This is a genomic window from Streptomyces sp. NPDC020731 (genome assembly GCF_044334705.1).
GTDB lineage: Bacteria > Actinomycetota > Actinomycetes > Streptomycetales > Streptomycetaceae > Streptomyces.
The window spans coordinates 85,019-101,206 of record NZ_JBIRTN010000004.1; the positions used below are offsets into that span (position 1 = coordinate 85,019).

Annotated in this window: 16 protein-coding genes; 11 read left to right on the forward strand and 5 right to left on the reverse strand. The window is 72.2% G+C overall.

The features are described from left to right. Positions 1-72: 72 nt before the first annotated feature. The 5 genes from ACH4VX_RS07410 (at position 73) to thpD (ending at position 4,812) form a co-directional block, all read left to right on the forward strand. A complete protein-coding gene (locus ACH4VX_RS07410; RefSeq protein WP_398366394.1) occupies positions 73-1,173 on the forward strand; it encodes a pyridoxal-phosphate-dependent aminotransferase family protein in 1,101 nt (366 codons plus the stop codon). A 447-nt stretch (positions 1,174-1,620) separates the two neighbouring features. Next, entirely contained in the window at positions 1,621-2,127 is a 507-nt protein-coding gene (gene ectA, locus ACH4VX_RS07415) for a diaminobutyrate acetyltransferase (protein ID WP_398366395.1), read from the forward strand. A gap of 76 nt (positions 2,128-2,203) precedes the next feature. Continuing rightward, complete coding sequence (gene ectB / locus ACH4VX_RS07420; RefSeq protein WP_398366396.1) at positions 2,204-3,475, forward strand: diaminobutyrate--2-oxoglutarate transaminase; 1,272 nt, start codon at positions 2,204-2,206, stop codon at positions 3,473-3,475. A 35-nt stretch (positions 3,476-3,510) separates the two neighbouring features. After that, a complete protein-coding gene (locus ACH4VX_RS07425; protein WP_385468713.1) occupies positions 3,511-3,909 on the forward strand; it encodes an ectoine synthase in 399 nt (132 codons plus the stop codon). Between the two features lie 6 nt (positions 3,910-3,915). Continuing rightward, positions 3,916-4,812, forward strand: a complete 897-nt coding sequence (gene thpD, locus ACH4VX_RS07430; protein WP_398366397.1) for an ectoine hydroxylase — start codon at positions 3,916-3,918, stop codon at positions 4,810-4,812. Positions 4,813-4,907: 95 nt separating this feature from the next. Here the strand turns inward: thpD and ACH4VX_RS07435 are convergent, their stop codons facing one another. The 4 genes from ACH4VX_RS07435 to ACH4VX_RS07450 form a co-directional block, all read right to left on the reverse strand. Continuing rightward, positions 4,908-5,960 (reverse strand): aminotransferase class V-fold PLP-dependent enzyme, encoded by a 1,053-nt coding sequence (locus ACH4VX_RS07435; RefSeq protein ID WP_398366398.1) that lies wholly within the window; start codon positions 5,958-5,960, stop codon positions 4,908-4,910. Between the two features lie 95 nt (positions 5,961-6,055). Then, entirely contained in the window at positions 6,056-6,766 is a 711-nt protein-coding gene (locus tag ACH4VX_RS07440) for a DsbA family oxidoreductase (RefSeq protein WP_398366399.1), read from the reverse strand. An 82-nt stretch (positions 6,767-6,848) separates the two neighbouring features. Continuing rightward, complete coding sequence (locus ACH4VX_RS07445) at positions 6,849-7,457, reverse strand: DUF1349 domain-containing protein (protein WP_398366400.1); 609 nt, start codon at positions 7,455-7,457, stop codon at positions 6,849-6,851. Positions 7,458-7,506: 49 nt separating this feature from the next. Beyond that, positions 7,507-8,103 (reverse strand): hypothetical protein, encoded by a 597-nt coding sequence (locus ACH4VX_RS07450; RefSeq protein WP_398366401.1) that lies wholly within the window; start codon positions 8,101-8,103, stop codon positions 7,507-7,509. A gap of 222 nt (positions 8,104-8,325) precedes the next feature. On the opposite strand from ACH4VX_RS07450, the gene ACH4VX_RS07455 reads away from it, so the two are divergent. Next, positions 8,326-10,038, forward strand: a complete 1,713-nt coding sequence (locus ACH4VX_RS07455; RefSeq protein ID WP_398366402.1) for a sensor histidine kinase — start codon at positions 8,326-8,328, stop codon at positions 10,036-10,038. Positions 10,039-10,130: 92 nt separating this feature from the next. Further along, positions 10,131-10,793: a response regulator gene (locus tag ACH4VX_RS07460; protein ID WP_398366403.1), complete on the forward strand. Its 663-nt coding sequence runs from the start codon at positions 10,131-10,133 to the stop codon at positions 10,791-10,793. 3 nt (positions 10,794-10,796) lie between these two features. Here the strand turns inward: ACH4VX_RS07460 and ACH4VX_RS07465 are convergent, their stop codons facing one another. Continuing rightward, positions 10,797-12,326, reverse strand: coding sequence for an aldehyde dehydrogenase (NADP(+)) (locus ACH4VX_RS07465; RefSeq protein WP_398366404.1), 1,530 nt, complete (start codon positions 12,324-12,326; stop codon positions 10,797-10,799). Positions 12,327-12,468: 142 nt separating this feature from the next. On the opposite strand from ACH4VX_RS07465, the gene ACH4VX_RS07470 reads away from it, so the two are divergent. The 4 genes from ACH4VX_RS07470 to ACH4VX_RS07485 all read left to right on the forward strand — a co-directional run bounded on the left by ACH4VX_RS07470 (position 12,469) and on the right by ACH4VX_RS07485 (position 16,061). Then, the gene (locus tag ACH4VX_RS07470; RefSeq protein WP_030224445.1) at positions 12,469-13,242 is read left to right on the forward strand and encodes an IclR family transcriptional regulator; all 774 of its coding nucleotides are present in this window, start codon (positions 12,469-12,471) and stop codon (positions 13,240-13,242) included. A gap of 3 nt (positions 13,243-13,245) precedes the next feature. Then, the gene (locus tag ACH4VX_RS07475) at positions 13,246-13,719 is read left to right on the forward strand and encodes a GNAT family N-acetyltransferase (RefSeq protein ID WP_398366405.1); all 474 of its coding nucleotides are present in this window, start codon (positions 13,246-13,248) and stop codon (positions 13,717-13,719) included. Between the two features lie 81 nt (positions 13,720-13,800). Continuing rightward, positions 13,801-14,814: a hypothetical protein gene (locus ACH4VX_RS07480; protein WP_398366406.1), complete on the forward strand. Its 1,014-nt coding sequence runs from the start codon at positions 13,801-13,803 to the stop codon at positions 14,812-14,814. Continuing rightward, complete coding sequence (locus ACH4VX_RS07485; RefSeq protein WP_398366407.1) at positions 14,811-16,061, forward strand: sensor histidine kinase; 1,251 nt, start codon at positions 14,811-14,813, stop codon at positions 16,059-16,061. The genes ACH4VX_RS07480 and ACH4VX_RS07485 overlap by 4 nt, the downstream gene beginning before the upstream one ends. Positions 16,062-16,188 lie beyond the last annotated feature (127 nt).

Sequence of the window (16,188 nt, forward strand, 5' to 3'; positions counted from 1 at the left end):
GCGGTGTCCGGGGCGCCGGTTAACCTCGACTGCGCCGTACCCGCGCAGTCGCCGAGCAGAGAGAGCACCGCCGTGACCCACCTCCTCCTCGACCTGCCCCCGTTGAGCGCCGCGCACTTCGCGTCGATCGAGGACCGGGTGGCACGGCTGCTGAGCACCGGGCAGGACGTCGTGATCATGCAGGGTGAGGCGCTGCTGCCGCTGGAGGGCGCGATCCGCGCGACGGCCGGTCCCGGCACGACCGCGCTGAACGTCGTCACCGGTCCCTACGGGCAGACCTTCGGCGACTGGCTGCGGGACTGCGGGGCCACCGTGATCGATCTGGCGGTGCCGTTCCACACGGCGGTGACGGCCGGGCAGATCCGGGCCGCGTTCGCCGAGCACCCGGAGATCGACTTCGTGTCCCTGGTGCACGCGGAGGCGGCGACCGGGAACACCAACCCGGTCGCGGAGATCGGCGAGGTGGTGCGGGCGCACGGGGCACTGTTCTACCTGGACGCGGTGGCCTCGATCGGGGCGGAGCCGGTGCTGCCGGACGCGTGGGGCGTGGACCTGTGCGTGATCGGGGCGCAGAAGGCGATGGGCGGCCCGGCCGGGGTGTCGGCGGTGTCGGTGAGCGAGCGGGCGTGGGCGCGGATGGCGGCGAACCCGCGGGCGCCGCGCCGCTCCTATCTGTCCCTGCTGGACTGGAGGGAACGCTGGATCGACGGCGGCCGCAAGGTGCTGCCGCACGCTCCGGCGCAGCTGGAGATGCTGGCGCTCGAGGCGTGCGTGGAGCGGATCGAGGCGGCGGGGCTCGACGCGGTGACGGCCCGGCACGCGGCGGCCGCGGCGGCGACCCGTGCGGGTGCGGCCGCACTGGGCGCGGGGCTGGAGCCGTACGTCCGTGACGCGGGGGAGGCGGCACCGGTCGCCACGACGCTGCGGGCGCCGGCCGGGACGGTGGCCTCGGAGCTGGTGGTCCGCGCGCTGGCCGTCGATCCGGCGGTTCCGCTGGCCGCGGGGGGTGGTGCGCTCTCCAAGGAGATGATCCGGGTCAACCACTACGGGCCCGGGGCGAACCCCGGCACGGTGCGTGCGTGCCTGACGGCTCTGAGTACGGCCCTGACGGACGCGGGTTCGACGGTGGACCTGACGGCGGCCCTGCGCGCGGCCGAGGGGGCCTGGCGCTGATCCCGGGCCGAGGTCTTCGGGGTTTCGGCCCCCTCCGCCCCTCCCCGTCCCGTCCCCCGGGGCTCCGCCCCGGAACCCCCGGACGGACCGACAGGAACCGTCCATTCCAGGATTCCCGAATTCCCGGAATCCTTCTCGCGCATTCTCCTGCAGCATTCTTTCTCTTATTTTTCGATTATCCAGCGGAATAGCTTCCCGTCTTCTCCTGCCCGGTTTCCTCGACCCTAAACACCACGGTTCGGCGAGCATTCCTGGGGTCGTCACGGGAGTTACACACTTGTGACCGGTTCCACATCGCGACCGTTTTGCGTTGTATGCACCAGGAGAAATGGGGCATCTTTCCGGGCCACGCGCGACCCGCCCGCCCGCGCGATAACACAGATCAAGCCAGCGCGTAACCCCGCCAGGCGATGCAATTTTGAATTTACCTGGGTAAGTTCAATTCGCATGACTGCCGCACAAGCAGACCTGCAAATCGACCGCCCCACCGTGGCGGACGGAGCCGCGCTGTGGCGGATAGCCAAGGACTCGAAGGTCCTCGACCTGAACTCGTCGTACAGCTATCTGCTGTGGTGCCGTGACTTCGCCGCCACCTCGGCCGTCGCTCGCGACGAGCGGGGAGAGCCGATCGGCTTCGTCAGCGGATACCTGCGGCCGGACAGCCCGCGCACCCTGCTCGTCTGGCAGGTCGCGGTCGACGCGTCGTACCGCGGCCGCGGCCTCGCCGCCGCCCTGCTCGACGGACTGGCCGCCCGGACCGCCGAGGAGCACGGGGTGGACACCGTGGAGACCACCATCACGCCGGGCAACACCGCGTCCGAGCGCCTGTTCACCGCGTTCGCGGAGCGTCACGGCGCCCTGCTGGAGCGCGAGGTGCTGTTCGACGCCGGCCAGTTCCCCGACGGACCGCACGACCCCGAGGTGCTGTACCGCATCGGGCCGCTCACGCGCTGACCGCGCGGCCCGCCCCCGACTTTCCGACTTCTTCCGACTCCCTCTGACCTCCCACGCCACCGAGGAGCGATTCGTCGTGACCATCACCCAGCCCGACCTCAGCGTCTTCGAGACCCTCGAGTCCGAGGTACGCAGCTACTGCCGCGGCTGGCCCGCCGTCTTCGACCGTGCGCACGGCAGCCGCATGTACGACGAGGACGGCCACGAGTACCTCGACTTCTTCGCCGGAGCCGGCTCACTCAACTACGGGCACAACAACCCCGTGCTGAAACGGGCGTTGATCGACTACCTGGAGCGGGACGGCGTCACGCACGGCCTCGACATGTCGACGACGGCCAAACGCGCGTTCCTGGAGTCCTTCCAGAACTGGATCCTGCGCCCGCGCGACCTGCCGTACAAGGTCATGTTCCCGGGCCCGACGGGCACCAACGCCGTGGAGTCCGCGCTGAAGCTGGCGCGGAAGGTGAAGGGGCGCGAGGCCATCGTGTCGTTCACCAACGCCTTCCACGGCATGTCCCTGGGCTCGCTCGCCGTGACCGGCAACGCCTTCAAGCGGGCCGGCGCCGGCATCCCGCTGGTGCACGGCACGCCGATGCCGTTCGACAACTACTTCGACGGCCAGGTCCCGGACTTCCTGTGGTTCGAGCGGCTCCTGGAGGACCAGGGCTCCGGCCTCAACAAGCCCGCCGCCGTGATCGTCGAGACCGTGCAGGGCGAGGGCGGCATCAACGTCGCCCGGCCCGAGTGGCTGCGCGCCCTGGCCGAGCTGTGCGAACGCCAGGACATGCTGCTGATCGTCGACGACATCCAGATGGGCTGCGGCCGTACCGGCGCCTTCTTCTCCTTCGAGGAGGCCGGCATCACGCCCGACATCGTCACCGTCTCCAAGTCGATCAGCGGCTACGGACTGCCCATGGCGCTGACCCTGTTCAAGCCCGAACTGGACGTCTGGGAGCCGGGCGAGCACAACGGCACCTTCCGCGGCAACAACCCCGCCTTCGTCACGGCCACCGCGGCCCTGGAGGCGTACTGGGCCGACGGTTCCGCGATGGAGAAGCAGACCCGCTCGCGCGGCGAGCAGGTCGAGCAGGCGCTGATCGCCATCACCGAGGAGAACCTCGCCGACGTCAAGGAGTACCGCGGCCGCGGCCTGGTGTGGGGCATGGAGTTCCACGACAAGGAGCGCGCGGGCCGCATCGCCAAGCGCGCCTTCGAGCTCGGACTGCTCATCGAGACGTCCGGCCCCGAGAGCGAGGTCGTCAAGCTGCTCCCCGCACTGACCATCACCCCGGACGAGCTGGACGAGGGTCTCACCACCCTCGCCCGCGCCGTCCGGGAAACCGCCTGAAACACCCCACCGAGCCGAGGAGGCATCGCAACACCGTGATCGTCCGTTCGTTCAAGGAGCTCGAAGGCACCGACCGGCACGTGAAATCGGCGTCCGGCACCTGGGAGAGCAAGCGCATCGTCCTCGCCAAGGAGAAGGTCGGCTTCTCCGTGCACGAGACGATTCTGTACGCGGGTACGGAGACGTCGATGTGGTACGCGAACCACATCGAGGCCGTCGTCTGCACCAAGGGCGACGCCGAACTGACCGACCGCGAGACGGGGAAGACGTACCACATCACGCCGGGCACGATGTACCTCCTGAACGGCCACGAGCGGCACACGCTCAAGGTCAAGGAGGACTTCCACTGCATCTGCGTCTTCAACCCGCCCGTCACCGGACGGGAGGACCACGACGAGAACGGCGTCTACCCGCTGCTCACCGAGGAGGTGTGAGTCCCCGTGACCACGATCACGAACGTCACCGATCTCTATCCCACCCGCGGCGCCACCGAGGTGGCGACTCCCCGGCAGGACCCGGTCGTCTGGGGCTCCCCGGACACGCCCGGTCCCGTCTCCGCCGGTGACCTGCAGGCTCTGGACCGCGACGGCTTCCTCGCCGTCGACCAGCTCATCGGGCCGGACGAGGTCGGTGTCTACCAGCGCGAACTGGAGCGGCTCATCACCGACCCGGCCATCCGCGCGGACGAGCGCTCGATCGTCGAGCCGCAGTCCAAGGAGATCCGGTCCGTCTTCGAGGTGCACAGGATCAGCGAGGTCTTCGCGAAGCTGGTGCGCGACGAGCGCGTGGTCGGGCGGGCCCGGCAGATCCTCGGCTCGGACGTCTACGTCCACCAGTCGCGGATCAACGTCAAGCCCGGCTTCGGCGCCAGCGGTTTCTACTGGCACTCGGACTTCGAGACCTGGCACGCCGAGGACGGCCTGCCGAACATGCGCACCATCTCGGTCTCGATCGCGCTCACCGAGAACTACGACACCAACGGCGGTCTCATGATCATGCCGGGGTCGCACAAGACGTTCCTCGGGTGCGCGGGGGCCACGCCGAAGGACAACTACAAGAAGTCCCTGCAGATGCAGGACGCGGGGACGCCGTCCGACGAGGCGCTGACGAAGATGGCCTCGGAGCACGGCATCAAGCTGTTCACCGGCAAGGCAGGCTCGGCGACCTGGTTCGACTGCAACGCCATGCACGGCTCCGGGGACAACATCACGCCGTTCCCGCGCAGCAACGTGTTCATCGTGTTCAACAGCGTGGAGAACACGGCGGTCGAGCCGTTCGCGGCACCGATCCGGCGGCCCGAGTTCGTCGGGGCGCGGGACTTCACTCCCGTGAAGTAGGCGCGACGACGGTGTGCTGGGCGCACCACAGGACTGCGGGCCGGGCCTCCTCGTGTGGGACAGGGAGGCACCGGCCCGCTGCCGTGTGCCCGTGGTCAGCCGGACAGCGCGTCCAGCAGCCGGTCCACGTCGGCGGCCGTGTTGTAGAGATGGAAGGACGCCCGCAGATTGCCCGCGCGGGCGGACACCGCGATGCCCGCCCGGGCCAACTCCGGTTGAAGGCCCCCGAGTCCCGGCACGGACACGATCGGTGAGCCCGGCGAGGGCACGGGCGTGCGGCCCAGGGTGGCGAGTCCCGCGCGGAAGCGGTCGGCGAGGGCCAGGTCGTGGGCGCGGACGGTGTCCACGCCGAGCTCCTCGACGAGTTCGAGGGAGGCACGCAGTCCCGCGTAGTCGAACAGGGCGGGACTGGAGTCGAACCGCCGCGCGGAGTGGGCGAGTTCGGCGACGGGGCCGTAGCAGCTGTCCCAGGGGTTCTCCCCCGCGACCCATCCGGCCTGCACCGGCGTCAGCTCCCCGAAGTCCTCCGGTACGACGAGGAAGGCCACCCCGTGCAGGCCGAGCAGCCACTTGTAGGTGATGGAGACGCTGTAGTCGTACGCGCCGGCCGTCACCGGCAGCCAGCCGGCCGCCTGGGAGAAGTCGACATAGGTGCGCGCCCCGTGGTCCCGGGCCGCCTCGCGCAGCGCCGCGAGATCGGCGATCCGGCCGTCGGCGGACTGCGCGGCACTGACCGCGACCAGCGAGGTGCCGGGCCGGACGGAGTCGGCGAGCCGCTCCAGCGGCACGGCCCGCACTTTGAGGTCGCCGCGCATGTGGAAGGGGTTCAGTACGGAGGTGAAGTCGCCCTCCGCCGTGAGGACTTCGGCGCCCGGCGGCAGCGAGGCCGCGACCAGCGAGGTGTGCAGGGTCACCGTGGCCCCGGCGGCCACCCGCTCGGCCGGGACGCCGGCCAGCCGGGCGTACGCGGCACGGCAGGCCTCGACGTCGGCGAACAGCGGGTCCAGCGGACCGCCCTGCGCGCGCAGCCGCGCGGCGTCCTGGAGCGCGGTCACGGTACGGGCGGGCAGGAGAGCGCTGCTCGCGGTGTTCAGGTAGGTGTTCTTCGGGGCGAACTCGGCTCGGACGAGGTTCTCGAAGGTCTCCATGGAACCACTCTGCGGTCCCGGGACCTCCCCGTCCATTGCCGAATTCTGTGCGATACCGCGAAGGAAGGCTTATGTGTAAGCGCTGACCTGCGGTTCTACTGCTGCGGCACCGCGCATCCGTCCGGGCCGCACACCTCCGCGTCGCCGTCGACCAGCCGAAGCGGCGGGCGCTCGCCCCAGGCCTGCGTCAGCGCCCGGGTGAACACCTCGGCCGGCTGGGCGCCGGAGACACCGTACGTGCGGTCCAGTACGAAGAACGGCACACCGCTCGCGCCGAGCTGCGCGGCCTCGCGCTCGTCGGCGCGGACCTCGTCGGCGTACGCCTCCGGGTCGGCGAGGACCTCGCGCACGGCGCCGGCGTCGAGACCGGCGGCGCCGGCGAGCCCGACGAGCCGTTCGCCGTCGTCGAAGACGGACCGCTCCTCGGCGAAGTTCGCCTTGTACAGCAGGTCGAGCAGCTCCACCTGGCGGCCCCGCTCGCGGGCGAAGTGCAGCAGGCGGTGCATGTCGAAGGTGCTGCCGTGGTCGCGGCCCCGGGTGCGGTAGGGCAGGCCCTCGGCGGCGGCCTGGGCGCCCAGGTTGTCCTCCCCGGCCTCGGCCTGCGCCTCGCTCATGCCGTACTTCTCGGTGAGCATCGAGATCACCGGCTGGATGTCGTCCTTGGCGCGGCCCGGGTCCAGCTCGAAGGAGCGGTGCACGACCTCGACCTGCTCACGGTGCGGGAAGGCGGCCAGCGCCTTCTCGAAACGAGCCTTTCCGACATAGCACCAGGGGCAGGCGATATCGGACCAGATTTCGACGCGCATCGTGATCGGCACTCCAGGTCGTGCGGGTACGGAGACTCCCTCCGGCGACTACGTGAACATTCAACGAGCCGTGTGGATTCCCTCAGCTGCCGTCCCGCAGATCACTCGGCCAGTGGGGCCGGTACTCGATGTGGTCGTACGTCACCGCACAGCCCTCCCCCATCGGCGACTGGGTCATGAAGCCGACCAGGGCGGCCCCGGACTCCTTCTCGTCGCCGAGGGTGAAGAGGCGGACGAAGGTCCAGCGCTCGCCGTCCCGGGAGGCGTGGAAGGCGAAGGCGCGCCCGGTGCGGCTCACCCGGAGCCAGACGGAACTGCCCTCGACGGTGAAGGAGTTGACGTCGTCGGAGTGGCCCCGGGTGACCACCGTGCAGACGGTGGGCACGTCCGGCGAGTACTCCAGACAGAGCTTGGCCCACGCCCGCTCACCGACGTGGACGTAGAGCACCCCGGCGTCGAAGGCGCCGGCGAACCCGACGGTGACCCGGGCGATCAGCTGGAAGTCGCCCTCGGGCGCGCCCAGCAGACGCGGCGCGTCGGAGGCGGGGTCCAGGGCCTCGTCGGTGGGCGGCACGAAACGGTCCTGCCGGGGTCCGGCCCATCCGGTGAGGACGCCGTCCTCGTGGGACCAGTGGCCGTCGGGGCCGTAGGTGCGCAGGGAGAAGGGCAGTTCGGGGATGTCCAGGTCCATGCCGGGATTCTTCCAGGCGGGGCCCGGCGCCGAGGGCCCGGGGTCCCGGTCAGCGGCCCTGGAACGTGTCCAGGGCCACGGCCTGGGCGATGACGAGGCGCGGGTCGAGACCGGGCGCGGCCATGTCGACCACATAGCTGTCGCGCAGCCCGAACTTCTTGTCGACCTTCATCACCGGCTTGCCGTCCGTCTCGAAATCGAAGTGGTACGGCCACACGAACGGCACCAGGTCCAACGGCAGGAAGTCCCAGACGCGGCGGAGCACGGCCACGAACCGGTTGCGCTCCCGCCCGACGGCCACGGGTGAGCCCGGCTGGGCCAGCACCCACGTCGAGCGCAGCAGGGAGGCGAAGAACTTCTCCTCGAACGCGCCGATGGGGTTGCCTTCCGCGTCCCGCACGTCGTAGCCGTCGCCGACGTCGAGGAGACTGCGTTCCTCGACGGTGAAGGAGACCCGCGTCCTGGACTCGTCGGTGTAGAAGGTCATCTCCTCCTTGAGCGAGAGCCGCTTCAGCTCGGCGAAGGCGAGGACCCCGCCGTCGGAACCGTCGGGCAGCAACTCGCTCACGGTGTACCGGTCGGCCGTGAGGGCGGCCTCCTGCCGAATGGTGAAACGTCCGCTCGTCCACTGTCCCGCACCGTCCACTGTTCCGCTCCCCGAGCCGTTGGTCCCCGCGCCGCCGCTTGTGTGCGTGTCCGGCAGAACCATCGTCACCGCGTGCCCCGGCCCGGAGCAGTCTCCGTAAGTCGCCACCCGCAACGACCAAAGATGACAGGGCCCTTGGCGGCCGGGAGTCGACTTTCGTCGTTCGGGACCGCGCCGAAGGGGGGATGCGGGCGTCCGGGGGCGGCCCTCTATCGTCTGCGCGTGGACGTACCAGAGACACCCCGCGCCGGCCTGCCGCTCCGTTCCCGGCTCGCCGCCGCCTCCCCCTGGCCCCGCAAGCGGATCGTCGGGGAGGTCGTACTCACCCTGGTGCTCTCCGGGACCGCGGGTCTCCTCTACACGACGGAGACCGGGGCCGGGGCGAAGGGCGGTGCCCTGGCCCTGGTCGTCGCCGTGCTGTCCCTGGCCCGTCGCGCCCTGCCGGCGACGGTGCTGATGGTCTCGTCGGCCCTGGCCGGGGCGGTCGTCGGCACGTTCCCGCTGCTGATCTACGCGAGCTGGTCGGCGGGCAGCCGCATCAAGCGCCCGGCGCACGCGCTGGCCGCGTACGCGGCCGGGCTCGCGCTCTACTTCGTCCTCACCGCGGCCGACGACGAGCTCGGGATGTCGCTGCTGGTGACGGCCGTGCTGAGCGGGAGCCCGTTCCTGGTGCTGGCGGTCGTGCCGGGGCTCGCCTCCCGGTACCGCGCCCAGCGTCACGCCCTGCTCGACGCCTTGCGGCGGCACAACGCCCAACTGGTGCGCGAACAGGCGATGGTGGCGCACCAGGCCCGGCTGCTGGAACGGCAGCGCATCGCCCAGGACATGCACGACAGCCTCGGCCACCAGCTCGCCCTGATCGCCGTGCACACCGGGGCGCTGGAGGTGGACCCGGACCTGGGCGACCGCCAGCGGGAGGGGGTGGGCATCCTCCGGGAGGCATCCAGGTCGGCGATGCGGGAGCTGCGCGAGGCCGTGGGCATCCTGCGGGACGGCGTGGAAGCGCCCGTGCCGGGCCCCGAGGAAGACGCCGAGCCTTCGACGGCCCGTGTGGCGGCCTCCGTCGACAAGCTGGTCGCGTCGTCGCGGGCCGCGGGCGTGAGGGTGGAGCTGCACCGCTCCGGCACCGAACGGCCCCTCGCGCCCGCCGCCGACCACGCGGTGTACCGCATCGCCCAGGAGGGCCTGACCAACGCGCACAAGCACGCGCCGGGCGCCCCGATCACCGTGGCGCTGCGCTACGAACCGGACAGTCTGGTGGTCGAGGTGGCCAACGGACCGGTACCGGCCGGGGCACCGGCCGGACCGCCCGCGATCAGCGGCGGCCAGGGTCTGACGGGCCTGCAGGAGCGGGCCCGGCTGGTCGGCGGCATGGTGCACACCGGCCCCACCCCCGACGGTGGTTTCCGCCTCGCCGGTGTGCTGCCCTACGGCGACGGCGAGCGGCGGTCCCGCCCGGACGGCGCGACTTCCGTCGCTGCGGGCGACGACTTCCGGGGGCAGATCGGCGAGGGCTCCGCGGGCGACGGTGACGGCGTCATCGAACGCGCTGATCCGCAGAAGGAGTTCGCCGCCATCATGAGCAGCAAGAAGAACGTCGCCCTCGGGTGTGTCCTCACCGCCGTGGTCCTCGTCGTGGGCGTCGGAGCCCTCCTGGTGTGGGGGGTGTCGAAACTGATGGACGAGGTGGAGAACGGCGTCATCCCGGCGAGCGTGTACGAGTCGGCCGAGGTCGGCGACGCCGAGGCGGACATCCGGAAGGAGTTCCCGGAAGGTGACTCGCTGCTCACCGACGGCGTGGAGAAGGACGGTCCGCCGCTGCCCGAGGACGCCACCTGCGAACACTTCGTGGACGACGAGGAGGACATCGTCTACCGGTTCTGCTTCCGCGACGGGAAGCTGTCCTCCAAGGAGTCCTACAAGCACGAGATATGACCGACGGTCCGTGGCCGCACCCGCGACCGGATCGGGCATGATGGGCGGGCTTCGCCATCCGCTTGTCACACCGACACCGTGCAGGAGGCCGCGTGATCCGGGTCCTCGTCGCCGACGACGAGCCGCTCATCAGGGCCGGCATCAGGATGATCCTCACCTCGGCCGACGACATCGATGTCGTCGCCGAGGCGCGGGACGGCCGGGAGGCGGTGGAGACCGCCCGCGGCACCGCGGTCGACGTGGCCCTGCTGGACATCCAGATGCCCGTGATGGACGGGCTGACCGCGCTGGCCGAGATGGGCCGCGCCGCGCCGCGGGTACGCGTGCTGATCCTGACGACGTTCGGGGAACGCGACAACGTCCTGCGGGCGCTCGGCCACGGCAGTGCGGGCTTCCTGCTGAAGGACTCCGCGCCGCAGGAGTTGATCCACGCGGTCCGCGCGGCGGCGGCCGGCAACGCCTATCTGTCCCCGGCCGCCACCCGGCACGTGGTGGACACCCTCGCCTCCCCCGCCGCCACCGTGCGCGGCGAGGAGGCGCGTCGCCGCCTGGCCGGGCTGACGGCACGCGAACGCGAGGTACTGGCCCTGCTCGGCGAGGGCCTGTCCAACGCGGACGCCGGCGCCCGCCTGCACATGAGCGAGGCCACCGTGAAGACGTACGTCAGCCGCATCCTGACCAAGCTCGACTGCGACAACAGGGTGCAGGCGGCGCTCCTGGCCCGCGACGCGGGCCTGGAGCCGAGCGCGGGGTGAGCCTCAGCGCTCCAGCCGGCCGTTGAACCTCCGGGGCAGCCCCAGCGGGTTGTCGTCCTTCAGCTCCGCGGGCAGCAGGGCCTCGGGCGTCCCCTGGTAGACGACCGGCCGCAGCCACCGCTCGATGGCCGTGCCGCCCACCGACGTGGACGTGGAGGTCGTCGCCGGGTACGGGCCGCCATGGTGCTGGGCCGGGGCGACCGCGACGCCCGTCGGCCAGCCGTTGACCAGGACCCGCCCGGCCAGCGGCGTCAGCTCCTGCACCAGTTCCGCCCCGCGGCCCTCCCCCGCCGCCTCCCCGGCGGACAGCTGCACGGTCGCCGTGAGGTTGCCCGGCAGCCGCGACAGCACGCCCCGCACCTCGCTGTCGTCCTCGTAGCGGGCCACGACGGTGACCGGCCCGAAGCACTCCTCCAGCAGCAGGTCGTGCTCGCCCTCCTGGGCCAGCCGGCTCGCCGGGACGGTGAGGAAGCCCGCGCTGACCGTGTGCTCGCCGCCCGCGCCCGGGGTCACCGGGGACTCCACGTCGGGCAGCCGGCCGCGCTCGGCGACCCCGGCGACGAAGTTGTCGCGCATGCGGTGGTCGAGCAGGACACCGGCGTCGGTGTCGCTGACGGCGTCCGTCAGCGACTTGACCAGCGCGTCACCGGCCGCGCCGGCCGGCGCGAGGACGAGGCCCGGCTTCACGCAGAACTGGCCGACGCCCAGCGTCATCGAACCGGCGAGCCCGGTGCCGATCGCCTCGCCGCGCTCGGCGGCGGCGGCCTCGGTGACCACGACCGGGTTCAGGGAGCCCAGCTCACCGTGGAAGGGGATCGGGACGGGCCGGGCGGCGGCCGCGTCGAAGAGGGCGCGGCCCCCGCGGATGGACCCGGTGAAACCGGCCGCCGACACCAGCGGGTGCTTGATGAGCTCGATACCGGCCTCGAAACCGTGCACCAGACCGAGTACGCCCCCGGGAAGGTCGTGCCGGGCGGCGGCCCGGCGCAGCACCTTGGCGACCAGCTCGGACAGACCGGGGTGGTCGGGGTGGGCCTTGACGACGACCGGGCAGCCGGCCGCGAGCGCGCTCGCGGTGTCGCCGCCGGCCACGGAGAAGGCGAAGGGGAAGTTGGACGCCGAGTAGACGGCGACGACGCCCAGCGGGATCTTGTAGCGGCGCAGGTCCGGGACGGGCGGGGTCGCGGTGTCGTCGGGGTGGTTGACGACGACGTCGAGGAAGGCGCCCTCCTCGACGATGCCGGCGAAGGCCCGCAGCTGGTAGCAGGTGCGGGCGAGTTCGCCGGTGAGCCGGACCGGACCGAGCGCGGTCTCCGCGTCGGCGGCCTCGACGAGCTGGTCCCTGGCCGCCTCGAGCTCGTCGGCGGCCGTGCGCAGGAAGGCCGCGCGGACGGTACGGTCCGTCAGCGCGCCGCGCGCGTCGTGCGCGGCGCGGACGGCGGCGTCGACCTCCTGGGCTGTGGCCTCCACCGCAACCTGTTCACGCTGCTTCCCGGTTCGGGGGTCGACACTCCAGACTGGTGCTGCTGCCACCGCGGGTCCCTCCACTTGATTGCCGTATGCAATGCCGCAGTATGTACGCCACCCAGCAGGGATGTTCGATATGCTGAACACTGTCTCTGTGGGTGAATGTGCTTCGGAGACTATTTCCAGGCGAACGAAGGGGTCAAGGGCGATGTCGGCTGGCGAGACGGGCGGCGGGGCACAGGTCAAGTCCGCGGTACGGACCGTTGAACTGCTCGAATACTTCGCCGGGCGCCCCGGTATGCACTCCCTGGCGGCGGTCCAGGAGGCCGTCGGCTACCCCAAGTCGAGCCTCTACATGCTGCTGCGCACCCTCGTGGACCTCGGCTGGGTGGAGACGGACGCGACGGGCACGCGGTACGGCATCGGCGTGCGGGCGCTGCTCGTGGGCACGTCGTACATCGACGGCGACGAGGTCGTCGCGGCGGCCCGCCCCACACTGGACCGGCTCTCCGACGACACCACGGAGACCATCCACCTCGCCCGGCTCGACGGCACCAACGTGGTCTATCTCGCCACCCGCCAGTCGCAGCACTACCTGCGCCCGTTCACCCGGGTCGGCCGCCGGCTGCCCGCGCACTCGACGTCGCTGGGCAAGGCGCTGCTGAGCACGTACCCGGACGAGCAGGTGCGCAAGATGCTCCCGGAGACGCTGCCCGCGCTGACCGAGCACACCATCACGGACCGGGAGAAGCTCATCGAGGAGCTGCACCTGGTGCGGGAGCAGGGCTTCGCCGTGGACCGCGAGGAGAACACGCTGGGGCTGCGCTGCTTCGGTGTGGCGATCCCGTACCGCACCCCCGCGCGGGACGCGATCAGCTGCTCGGTGCCGGTGGCGCGGCTCACGCCCGCGCACGAGCAGATGGTCAAGGACGCCCTGTTCGACGCCCGCGACCGGCTGACCCTGGCCACCCGGAGGCTCTGACCCGTGGACATCGCCCTGCGGCCGGTGCACGACAGCGATCTGCCGGTCTTCTACCGGCAGCTGAACGACCCGGAGGCGCTGCGCATGGCGGCCTTCACCCCCCAGGACCCGGCCGACCAGGACGGCTTCGACGCCCACTGGGCGCACATCCGCAGCTCGCCGGGGATCGTGGTGCGCACGGTCCTGGGCGACGGCGACGTGGTGGGGCACGCGGCGGTCTACGGGGAGCCGGGCGAACGCGAGGTGACGTACTGGGTGGACCGCGCCCACTGGGGCAAGGGCATCGCCACCACCGCGCTGCGCGGGCTGCTGGCGGAGGTGGGCGAACGCCCGCTGTACGCGCGCGTGGCCGCGGACAACGCGGGATCGCGGCGGGTGCTGGAGCGGTGCGGCTTCGAAGTTTCCGCGCGGACCGCGGCGTACGCGCCCGCGCGGGGTGCGGAGATCGACGAGCTGGTGCTCACGCTGGACGGATGACCCGGCGCTCCCCCGCGCGGCGGAGGCGGATCGTCGGCGTGCAGGAGGTGCGGGCGGGCGGCCGGACGGGAGTCTGAGGGCATGCCGCAGACACTCTCCTCCGCCGTCCCCGCCGGCGTTCCCGCGCTCCCCCGCTCCCGCGGGCTGCTGCGCGCCGTCGCCGTCGTGGCCTGCGTGCCCTACCTCGCCCTCAAGACGGCCTGGGTGGCGGGCAGTCACGTCGGCGTGCCGGCGGGCAGCCCGCTCCTTGACCACCGCGCCGAGATGATCGCCGCCAACGTCCTGACGATCCTGATGGACGGCGCGGTGATCGTGCTCGCGTTCCTGCTGACCCGGCCGTGGGGCCGCGGGGTGCCCCCGTGGCTGCTCGCGGCGCCGATGTGGGCCGCTACGGGACTGCTGGCGCCGGTCATGGCCGGCTATCCGCTCCAGATGCTGGTGCGCGCGCTCGGCGGGAGCTCCGCGGGCAGCTCCGGCGGCGAGGACGAACCCTTCCTGCGCGCATGGGTGTTCGCCGTCGTCTACACCGGGTTCATCGTCCAGGGCCTCGCGCTGGGCACGCTGTTCGCGCTGTACGCCCGGGACCGCTGGGGTCATCTGTGGCGCGGCCGGATGTGGGACCTGCCGGCCGCGCCGGCGGGGGTGGCGCAGCGGGTCACCGCGGTGGTGGCGGCCGTGCTCGCGCTGTTCCCGCTGGCGACGCGGATCATGTGGGCCTGCGGGGGCACGACCGGGCTGAGCGCGGGCGCCGCCGCGGACCGGGGCAGCGACTTCCACGTCCTGGAGTCGCTGTACGTCGTCTTCCTCCTCGCCGCGGTCACCGGCGGAGCGCTCCTGGCCTTCCGGCGCGCTCCGGCGCTGCCGGTGCTGGTGCCGCTCGCCCTCGCCGGGGTCTGCTCCGCCGCCGTGGCCTGCTGGGGCGGCTGGATGGCGATGGCGGCCCTGATGTCCGGCGGGGATCCCGCCGACCGCCCGACGGGGCTGATGCTGCTGACCTACGCTGGCCAGATGATCGTCGGTCTCCTCGTCACAGGCGTCTGCGCCCGTTTCCTCGTGGCGCGGTCCACGAGGACCGTCAAGCGCCCGGTGACATGAGGGCGTTCGCGCGGCTGCTGTTCGGCCGGCGGGCGCGGCTGCGCTGGATCCACCTGATCCTGGGCGGGGCGCTCGCCATGCCCTACGTCTTCGTCGGCGCGGTCGTCGTCGGGCCGTTGTCCGACGGCACCGCCGTCTTCACGTCGATCGGCCTCCAGCTCGCCTCGTTCGGCATCGGTCTGCCGCTGGCCGCCGTCACGTCCCTGTTCCCGCTGACCCGGCCGCTGGAGAGCGCCGCGGTGCGCTGGTTGTGCGGAGTGGGGGCGGACCGGCTCGCCGACGGGCCCGCCCGGGGCCGGACCGCCAAGGGCCGCACGGCGCTCTGGTTCACGCTGCACCTGGGGTTCGGCGGGCTCGTCGCCGGAATGTCGCTAGCGGTACCGCCGTTCGCGGCCGTACTGATCGTGATGCCGCTCGTGGCGGGGCCGGGCGACTCCCGGCTGGGCCCCTGGGAGGTCTTCGACCACACCTGGGCGTGGGCACTGGCGCCGGTCGCGGGCGTGGCGTTCCTTCTGACGCTGGCCGGCTGCGCGGCGGGGGCGGGCGCGCTGCTGGCCCGCTGGGCGCCCGCGCTGCTCGGCCCCACCCCCGAGGACCGGCTCGCCGCCGCCGAGGCACGCGCCGCCGACCTCGCCGTACGCAACCGGCTGGCGCGCGAGCTGCACGACTCCGTGGGGCACGCGCTGAGCGCGGTGACCCTGCAGGCGAGCGCGGCCCGCCGGGTCCTCGACAGCGACCCGGAGTTCGTCCGCGAGGCCCTCTTCGCGATCGAGGACACCACGCGGCGCACGGTGGGCGAACTCGACGCGGTGCTCGGCGTCCTGCGGGACGGCGACGCCCCCGGTACGGCCCCGGCGCCCACGCTCGCCGCCGACCTGGACGGCCTGCTGCGCCGCACCCGGGCGGGCGGGCTGACGGTGACGGCCACGATCGGGGCACCGCTGGAGGCCCTGCCGCCGGTGCTCTCCCGCGAGGCCTACCGGATCGTGCAGGAAGGCCTGACCAACGCCGTCAGACACGCCGGCGAGGGGGTCACCGTGACCCTGCGCGTCGAGGTACGGGACGGCCACCTGGAGATCACCGTGGAGAACCCCCTCACCGCCCCGTCCGGCACCCGCCCCGGCGGCGGCCACGGCCTGCCCGGCATCGGTTCCCGCACCCACCTCCTGGGCGGCACGACCCACGCGGGCCCGACGCGGGACACCTGGCGTCTGCACGTACGCCTCCCGGTCGGGGCGCCACCGTGATCCGGCCCTCTCACGGAGGACCGGGAGCCGGACGCCCGGCGGAGACGCCCCCGCGCGGAGAGGTCCGCTCCGGCGCGCACGCGTGCCCGCCGACAAGCACGCCCACCGCCGACCGGGCGACCGGCCC

Excerpts from the sequence above, each read along its gene's own strand:
- ectA (WP_398366395.1), top strand. The coding sequence starts at position 1,621 with ATGACTGCCGCACAAGCAGACCTGCAAATCGACCGCCCCACCGTGGCG.
- ACH4VX_RS07435 (WP_398366398.1), bottom strand. The coding sequence starts at position 5,960 with ATGGAGACCTTCGAGAACCTCGTCCGAGCCGAGTTCGCCCCGAAGAAC.
- ACH4VX_RS07440 (WP_398366399.1), bottom strand. The coding sequence starts at position 6,766 with ATGCGCGTCGAAATCTGGTCCGATATCGCCTGCCCCTGGTGCTATGTC.
- ACH4VX_RS07445 (WP_398366400.1), bottom strand. The coding sequence starts at position 7,457 with ATGGACCTGGACATCCCCGAACTGCCCTTCTCCCTGCGCACCTACGGC.
- ACH4VX_RS07470 (WP_030224445.1), top strand. The coding sequence starts at position 12,469 with ATGTCGGCTGGCGAGACGGGCGGCGGGGCACAGGTCAAGTCCGCGGTA.
- ACH4VX_RS07480 (WP_398366406.1), top strand. The coding sequence starts at position 13,801 with ATGCCGCAGACACTCTCCTCCGCCGTCCCCGCCGGCGTTCCCGCGCTC.
- ACH4VX_RS07485 (WP_398366407.1), top strand. The coding sequence starts at position 14,811 with ATGAGGGCGTTCGCGCGGCTGCTGTTCGGCCGGCGGGCGCGGCTGCGC.